This window comes from Catellatospora sp. NPDC049609 (genome assembly GCF_040675365.1).
GTDB lineage: Bacteria > Actinomycetota > Actinomycetes > Mycobacteriales > Micromonosporaceae > Catellatospora.
The window spans coordinates 1-7,212 of the sequence record NZ_JBFAOU010000271.1; the positions used below are offsets into that span (position 1 = coordinate 1).

Annotated in this window: 6 protein-coding genes; 2 read left to right on the forward strand and 4 right to left on the reverse strand. The window is 72.0% G+C overall.

What is annotated here, in order from left to right:
• Positions 1-90: 90 nt before the first annotated feature.
• A complete protein-coding gene (locus AB0J67_RS37880) occupies positions 91-606 on the reverse strand; it encodes a DUF2752 domain-containing protein (RefSeq protein WP_363490095.1) in 516 nt (171 codons plus the stop codon).
• On the reverse strand, positions 603-1,793 hold the full coding sequence (locus AB0J67_RS37885) for a crosslink repair DNA glycosylase YcaQ family protein (protein WP_363490105.1): 1,191 nt from the start codon (positions 1,791-1,793) through the stop codon (positions 603-605). The genes AB0J67_RS37880 and AB0J67_RS37885 overlap by 4 nt, the downstream gene beginning before the upstream one ends.
• A 174-nt stretch (positions 1,794-1,967) precedes the next feature.
• On the opposite strand from AB0J67_RS37885, the gene AB0J67_RS37890 reads away from it, so the two are divergent.
• Positions 1,968-2,507: a GNAT family N-acetyltransferase gene (locus tag AB0J67_RS37890; RefSeq protein WP_363490097.1), complete on the forward strand. Its 540-nt coding sequence runs from the start codon at positions 1,968-1,970 to the stop codon at positions 2,505-2,507.
• Here the strand turns inward: AB0J67_RS37890 and AB0J67_RS37895 are convergent.
• On the reverse strand, positions 2,409-3,659 hold the full coding sequence (locus tag AB0J67_RS37895) for a glycosyltransferase 87 family protein (protein ID WP_363490099.1): 1,251 nt from the start codon (positions 3,657-3,659) through the stop codon (positions 2,409-2,411). The two genes, AB0J67_RS37890 and AB0J67_RS37895, sit on opposite strands and share 99 nt — an antisense overlap.
• A gap of 48 nt (positions 3,660-3,707) precedes the next feature.
• Here AB0J67_RS37895 and AB0J67_RS37900 point away from each other — a divergent pair, with 48 nt between their 5' ends.
• Entirely contained in the window at positions 3,708-4,280 is a 573-nt protein-coding gene (locus AB0J67_RS37900; RefSeq protein ID WP_363490101.1) for a GNAT family N-acetyltransferase, read from the forward strand.
• A gap of 154 nt (positions 4,281-4,434) precedes the next feature.
• Here the strand turns inward: AB0J67_RS37900 and AB0J67_RS37905 are convergent, their stop codons facing one another.
• Positions 4,435-6,828: an excinuclease ABC subunit UvrA gene (locus AB0J67_RS37905; RefSeq protein ID WP_363490103.1), complete on the reverse strand. Its 2,394-nt coding sequence runs from the start codon at positions 6,826-6,828 to the stop codon at positions 4,435-4,437.
• Positions 6,829-7,212: the final 384 nt, after the last annotated feature.

Below are 7,212 nucleotides of genomic sequence, written 5' to 3' on the forward strand. Positions count from 1 at the left end.
CAGGCCGTTTTCGATGATCGAACTCATCCAGATAGGCCAACGTCTATGGCAAAACGGGTCCGGCGGGGCGCGGCGCCCAGCACGGGAGCGTCAGACGAAGAAGTACGTGAACGGCGCCCACGGCAGGTTGCGCAGCACCATGAACACGCCCCAGGCGACCAGCACCCACACGACGGTCTGCGGCGTCACCTTCAGCTGCGGCAGCTTCCACTTGAAGGTGAGGTTGCCGGCCCAGGCGACGTACATGTAGACCAGGAACGGCACCAGGAACACGAACACCAGGTGGTGCCGCGCCGCCGCGGGCAGGTCGCCCTGCATCAGGTACCACGCGGCGCGGGTGCCGCCGCAGCCGGGACAGTCGAAGCCGGTCAGCAGCTTCACCAGGCAGCTGGGCGTGGCGTCCGCGCCGACCTGCGCCGGGTTGGCCCACAGCGTGTATCCGAGCGCGGCGCCGATGCAGCCCAGCGCCGCGAGCGGGGCCAGCCAGACCGGCGTGTGCGTCCGCACCCAGTCGGTGAACCGGGTGATCCGGTCGACGGGCGGCGGCGTGAAGGGGTCACCCGCGGTGAAAGGGTGCTGCGGGGGCACGGCGGAGGCCTCGGTCACATCACCGAACTTACACTGCCGCGCACACCCGCATCGGCGAGTGCCGTGGCCAGGTCCCCCCGCTCCGGCGCGGCCACCTCGCCCAGCCCCAGCCAGGCGGACAGGCGGCGCAGCTCGGCGGCGAGCGCCTCGGCGGTGGCGGCGTGGTCGACGCCGGGCTCGGCCCAGGCGGCAGGCACCCGCAGCACCCCCGCCTTCCGGTCGGCCTTCAGATCCACCCGGGCCGCGAAGCGGCCGCCGTGCAGGAACGGCAGCACGTAGTACCCGTGTACGCGCTGCGCCTGAGGCACGTAGATCTCGATGCGGTAGCGCAGGTCGAACAGCCGCTCCGTGCGCCCGCGCTCCCAGATCAGCGGATCGAACGGGCTGACCAGCGTGGACACCTCCACGCGGCGGGGCAGCGCGGCGTCGCGGTGCCGCCAGGCGGGCCGCCCCCAGCCCTGGACCTGCGTGGGGATGAGCACCCCGGCCTCGACCAGGTCGGCGATGGCGGTGCGGGCGCCGGCGACGGGCAGCCGGAAGTAGTCGCGCAGCTCGGGCTCGGCGGCCACGCCCAGGCTGCGGGCCGACATCTCGACGAGCTGCCGGTACGCCTCGGCGGGCTCGGGGGTCGGCACGCCCATCACGGCGGCGGGCAGCACCCGCACGGTGAGGTCGTACTGCCGGGCGAACTGCGTGTTGCGCCCCGCGGAGGTGATCTCGCCGGAGTAGAACAGCCACTCCAGCGCCTTCTTGACGTCCGACCAGTTCCAGCCCCAGCTGTCCTTGGGCTTGGGCACGTCCTGCTCGATCTGGGCGGCGGTGACCGGCCCCCGGTCGCGCACCTCCTGCAGCACCCAGGCCACCAGGTCGGGCCGCTGCGCCGCGATGTTGCGCGGGCCGCCCCAGGCGCCGGCGGCGTTGGCCATCCGCCAGCGCAGCAGCGGCTGCAGCTCGACCGGCAGCAGCGACGCCTCGTGGCCCCAGTACTCGAACAGCCAGCGGGGGCGGCGGGCGCTCGCCCCGTCCAGCACCGCCGGGTCGTACGCGCCGACACGGCTGTATGCGGGCAGGTAGTGCGCCCGCTGCAGCACGTTCACGGAGTCGATCTGCAGCAGCCCGGTGCGCCCGACCACCTTGCGCAGGTGCCGGGCACCGATCTCGCCCTTGGGCGCCCGGTCGGCGAAACCCTGCGCCGCCAGCGCCATCCGCCGCGCCTGCGCGATCGTCAACGTCTCCACGCCGCCCGACGCTACCCCGCTCCCCCGACATCGCGCCCACGGGCACTTCCCGGACTCCCGCAACGGAAGGACTCTGTTCGTACAGGCGCGCACCTACTGAGCCTTTGCCGCCCTCGGGGGCGTTTCCTAGGATCGGCGGCCATGGGGTTCACCGTTCGCCCGGAGCTGCCGCAGGACTGCCGGGCCGTCGCCGAGCTGCACATCCGCGCCTGGCAGGTGGGGTACGCCGGGATCGTGCCCGACGCCGTCCTGGCCGCGCTCGACGTCGAGCAGCGGGTGCGGTGGCGCCTGGATCGCCTGGCCGACCGGGACAGCCCCTTCCGCAACCTGGTCGCGCTCGACGGCGACACGGTGACCGGGTTCGTCTGCCACGGGCCGTACCGCGACCAAGCGCGCGACGGCGCGCCGCTGCTGCCGGAGCACGGGGAGATCCTGGCCATCTACGTGCACCCCGACCGGTGGGGCACCGGCGCGGGCGACGCCCTGCTGCGCGCGGCGCTGGACGAGCTGCCGCAGCCGGAGGTGCGGCTGTGGGTGCTCGCGGACAACCACCGGGCGCTGCGTTTCTACGCCCGGCACGGGCTACACCCGGACGGCACCCGGGCTGCCTACCGGCCCGCCGGCACGGACGTCGACATCCCCGAGCTGCGGCTCGCCCTGCGCCGCGACCGCCTCGGCTGAGCCGGCTCCGGCGGGCGCGAGCGGGGTGCAGCACAGCAGCGCCAGGCTGATCCAGACGTACGCGTTCGCGCCGAGGAACACCTGCCAGCCGCCGATGCGGTCCTCCCACACCCAGACCAGCCGGCTGGACAGGATCACGTACGACACCGCGGCCAGCCCCAGCAGCCCGCGCCGCCGCCCGCTGCCCGGCGGCGCGGCGAACCCGCGCTCGACCAGCAGCACCAGCGCCGGGATCAGCCACACCAGGTGGTGCACCCAGGTCACGGGGCTGACCAGCAGGCCCACGATGCCGGTGAAGGCGAACCCGGCGACCTCGTCACCGCGGGCGACCGCGGCCCGGGAGCGCACGAACCACACCGCCAGCACGGCCAGCACCAGCACCGCCCACAGCGCCTTGCTCGGGTGGCCGGCGGTCAGCCGGGCGACCACGCCCTGCAGCGACTGGTTCGAGATGAACGACAGCACGCCGACCCGGTCGGTGTCCCACAGCGCGCTGGTCCAGAACTCGCGCGAGGCGTCGGGCGCGACCGCCGCCGCGACGAGCGTCGCCGCCGCGGCCGTGCCGGAGGCGACCGCCGCCTCCCGCCAGCGCTTGGTGATCAAGAGGTACACGATGAAGATGCCGGGGGTCAGCTTGACCGCGGTGGCCAGGCCGATGCCGACCCCGCCCCAGCGGCTGCCCCTGCGGGTGAACAGCAGCAGGTCCGCCGCGACCAGCCCCAGCAGCAGCATGTTGACCTGGCCGAACAGGAACGTCTCGCGCATCGGCTCGTACACCGTGACCAGGCACAGCGCCACCGCGACGACGAACCAGGGCGTCCAGCGCTGGGCGGCGATCACCGGGCCGAGCAGCATCCGCAGCAGCCACCAGGTGACCAGCACCGTCGCGGTGGCGCTCACCACGATCGCGGCGGGCCAGGACATGACCGCCATCGGCAGCATGGCCAGCGCGGCGAACGGGGGGTACGTGAAGCCGTACGTGCTGTTGCTGCGGACGAAGTCGTAGATCTCGCCGCCGGAGATCCAGTAGTGGATCGCGCCGTAGTAGACGTTGAGGTCGAAGAAGCCGTGCCGCTGCGCGAAGAGCGCCACGAACCCCAGCGATGCCGCCGCGAGCGCGGCCACGATGGCGATCTGCCGTCCGCGGCTCAACCGTCTACCTCCTGATCAGTGCCCGGCAGGGCTCGGTACGCTTCGGGCGTGGCAGTCGGGTTCGTCCGACCGGCGCGTCCCGACGACGCCGGCGAGATCGCACGTATCCAGTTGACGACCTGGCGGGTCGCCTACCGGCGGGTGCTGCCTCGGCACGTCCTCGACGAGATCGAGGAGCCGTTCCTGGCGCAGCGCTGGCAGGAGGCCGTGACCGCACCACCCACCCCCCGTCACCGGGTGCTCGTGGCCGTCGAGCAGACGGCGGCCGAGCAGGCGGTACAAGAATACGTGGTGGGCTTCGCCGCCTCCGGCCCGTTCGACGAGGGGGCGCTGGCACCGGGCGAGGATCACACCGCCGGCCGCGACGGTGTGGCCGCGATCACGGACATGCTGGTCGAGCCCCGCTGGGGCCGTCGCGGCCACGGCAGCCGCCTGCTGGCCGCCAGCGTCGACCTGTGGCGCGAGGGCGGCTTCACCAGCGCGGTCTGCTGGGCCTTCGACGCCGACGCCGCCACCCGCAAGTTCCTGACCTCGGCCGGCTGGGCGCCCGACGGCGCCACCCGCGCCCTCGACGTGGACGACCTCCTGGTCCCCCAGCTCCGCCTCCACACCACCCTCTGACCTGCCCCGTCCGGGTCCACCGGACCACGCGTTGATCATGGCGCTCCTGGGCACGGCTCGGCGTCGTGCCGGTGGCGCAGGTGCCTGATCGACTCCGCGCGGCGGCCCCGCGGGGGCGAGACCTGCGCACGTGACGCAGGTCTCGCCCGCGAGGTCAGCCGCCGACGTACTCCGCGAGGTGCTCACCGGTGAGGGTGGAGCGCTTGGCGACGAGGTCGGCCGGGGTGCCCTCGAAGACGATCTTGCCGCCGTCGTGGCCGGCGCCGGGGCCGAGGTCGATGATCCAGTCGGCGTGCGCCATGACCGCCTGGTGGTGCTCGATGACGATCACCGACTTGCCCGACTCGACGAGCCGGTCGAGCAGGCCGAGCAGCTGCTCGACGTCGGCCAGGTGCAGGCCGGTGGTCGGCTCGTCGAGGACGTACACGCCGCCCTTCTCGCCCATCTGGGTGGCCAGCTTGAGCCGCTGGCGCTCGCCGCCGGACAGCGTGGTCAGCGGCTGGCCGAGGGTGAGGTAGCCGAGCCCGACGTCGGCGAGCCGGCCGAGGATGGCGTGCGCGGCGGGCGTACGCGCGTCACCGGTGCCGAAGAACTGCTCGGCCTCGGCCACCGACATCGCGAGCACCTCGCTGATGTCGCGCCCGCCGAGGTGGTACTCCAGCACCGCCGCCTGGAAGCGCTTGCCCTCGCACTCCTCGCAGGTGGTCGCGACGCCGGCCATCATCGCCAGGTCGGTGTAGATCACACCGGCGCCGTTGCAGGTCGGGCAGGCACCCTCGGAGTTGGCGCTGAACAGGGCGGGCTTGACGCCGTTGGCCTTCGCGAACGCCTTGCGGATCGGCTCCAGCAGCCCGGTGTACGTCGCCGGGTTGCTGCGCCGGGAGCCGCGGATCGCGCTCTGGTCGATCGACACCACGCCCGCGCCCGCCGGGATCGACCCGTGGATCAGCGAGCTCTTGCCGGACCCGGCGACACCGGTGACGACGCAGAGCACCCCGAGCGGGATGTCGACGTCGACGTTGCGCAGGTTGTTCGCCGTCGCGCCGCGGATCTCCAGCTTGCCGCTGGGCTTGCGTACCGTGTCCTTCAGCTTGGCCCGGTCGTCGAGGTGGCGCCCGGTGATGGTGCCGCTGGCCCGCAGCCCGTCGATGGTGCCCTCGTAGCAGACGGTGCCGCCCGCGGTGCCGGCGCCGGGGCCGAGGTCGATGACGTGGTCGGCGATCGCGATCGCCTCCGGCTTGTGCTCGACGACCAGCACCGTGTTGCCCTTGTCCCGCAGCCGCAGCAGCAGGTCGTTCATGCGCGCGATGTCGTGCGGGTGCAGGCCGATGGTGGGCTCGTCGAAGACGTACGTGACGTCGGTGAGCGAGGAGCCGAGGTGGCGGATCATCTTGGTGCGCTGCGCCTCACCGCCGGACAGGGTGCCCGACGGCCGGTCCAGCGACAGGTAGCCCAGGCCGATCTCCACGAACGAGTCGAGGCTGTGCCGCAGCGCGCCGAGCAGCGGCGCGACCGACGGCTCGTCGAGGCCGCTGACCCACTCGGCCAGGTCACTGATCTGCATCGAGCAGGCCTGGGCGATGTTGATCCCCTTGATCTTCGAGGACCGGGCCTCCTTGCTCAGCCGCGTGCCCTCGCACTCGGGGCAGGTGGTGAAGGTCACCGCCCGCTCGACGAAGGCGCGGATGTGCGGCTGCAGCGCGTCGACGTCCTTGGAGAGCATCGACTTCTGGATCTTCGGGATGATCCCCTCGTAGGTGAGGTTGATGCCCTCGACCTTGATCTTCGTCGGCTCCTTGTAGAGCAGGTCGTGCAGCTCGCGCTTGGTGAACTTGGCGATCGGCTTGTCCGGGCTGAAGAAGCCGCAGCTGGTGAAGATCCGGCCGTACCAGCCGTCCATGCTGTAGCCGGGGATGGTGAGCGCGCCCTCGTTGAGCGACTTGCTGTCGTCGTATAGCGCGGTCAGGTCGAAGTCGGTGACCGAACCCATGCCCTCGCAGCGCGGGCACATGCCGCCGAGGCGGTTGAACGTCACCTTCTCGGTCTTCGTCTTGCCCTCGCCGCGGTCGACGGTGAAGCCACCGGACGCGCTGACCGAGGGCACGTTGAACGAGTACGCGTTCGGCGAGCCGATGTGCGGGTCACCGAGGCGGCTGAACAGGATGCGCAGCATGGCGTTGACGTCGGTGACGGTGCCGACGGTGGAGCGGGCGTTGGCGCCGATCCGCTCCTGGTCCACGATGATCGCGGTGGTCAGGCCGTCGAGCAGGTCGACCTCGGGCCGCGCCAGCGTCGGCATGAAGCCTTGCAGGAACGCGCTGTACGTCTCGTTGATCATCCGCTGCGACTCGGCCGCGATCGTGCCGAACACCAGCGAGCTCTTGCCCGAGCCGGAGACGCCGGTGAACACCGTCAGCCGGCGCTTCGGGATCTCGACGCTGACGTCCTTGAGGTTGTTCTCACGCGCGCCCTGCACGCGGATCAGATCGTGGCTGTCGGCAGCGTGTGATGCAGACGACTGCCTGTCCGTCCTCGTGGCCTTGCTCATCGTGTCTCCATCCCTCCGCGGGGCCGCCGTCTCGGCCCGGTGTCGTCCGCCTTGTTCCGGGCAGCGTCGAGCCCTCGCCCGCCACCCGGACGCGGCAACGGTACAGCCGTTGCACAGTAAGCCCGGGCTCCGACAGCGCGTACCGCGCGCACGCCCGAGGCCGCCCCCGGCAGCCCGGCGCCCGCGACCGGACCCGGTGCCCCAGGCACTCTAACCGCGCCCCGCTGACCAGCGCTTCTCGAATCCTGACCGCTCCCGCCACCCCGCCCCGCGACACCGCCGCGCCCAAGATCGCGTCGATCTTGCGCGAACTGTTGGGGATACGCCGGAAATGGGCGTGTCGTCCCCACAGTCCACGCAAGATCGACGCGATCTTGGGCGGGG

What these genes read in the sequence shown, in the direction of transcription:
- AB0J67_RS37885 (WP_363490105.1), bottom strand. Translation starts at nt 1,793, where the DNA reads ATGGCGCTGGCGGCGCAGGGTTTCGCCGACCGGGCGCCCAAGGGCGAG.
- AB0J67_RS37890 (WP_363490097.1), top strand. Translation starts at nt 1,968, where the DNA reads ATGGGGTTCACCGTTCGCCCGGAGCTGCCGCAGGACTGCCGGGCCGTC.
- AB0J67_RS37905 (WP_363490103.1), bottom strand. Translation starts at nt 6,828, where the DNA reads ATGAGCAAGGCCACGAGGACGGACAGGCAGTCGTCTGCATCACACGCT.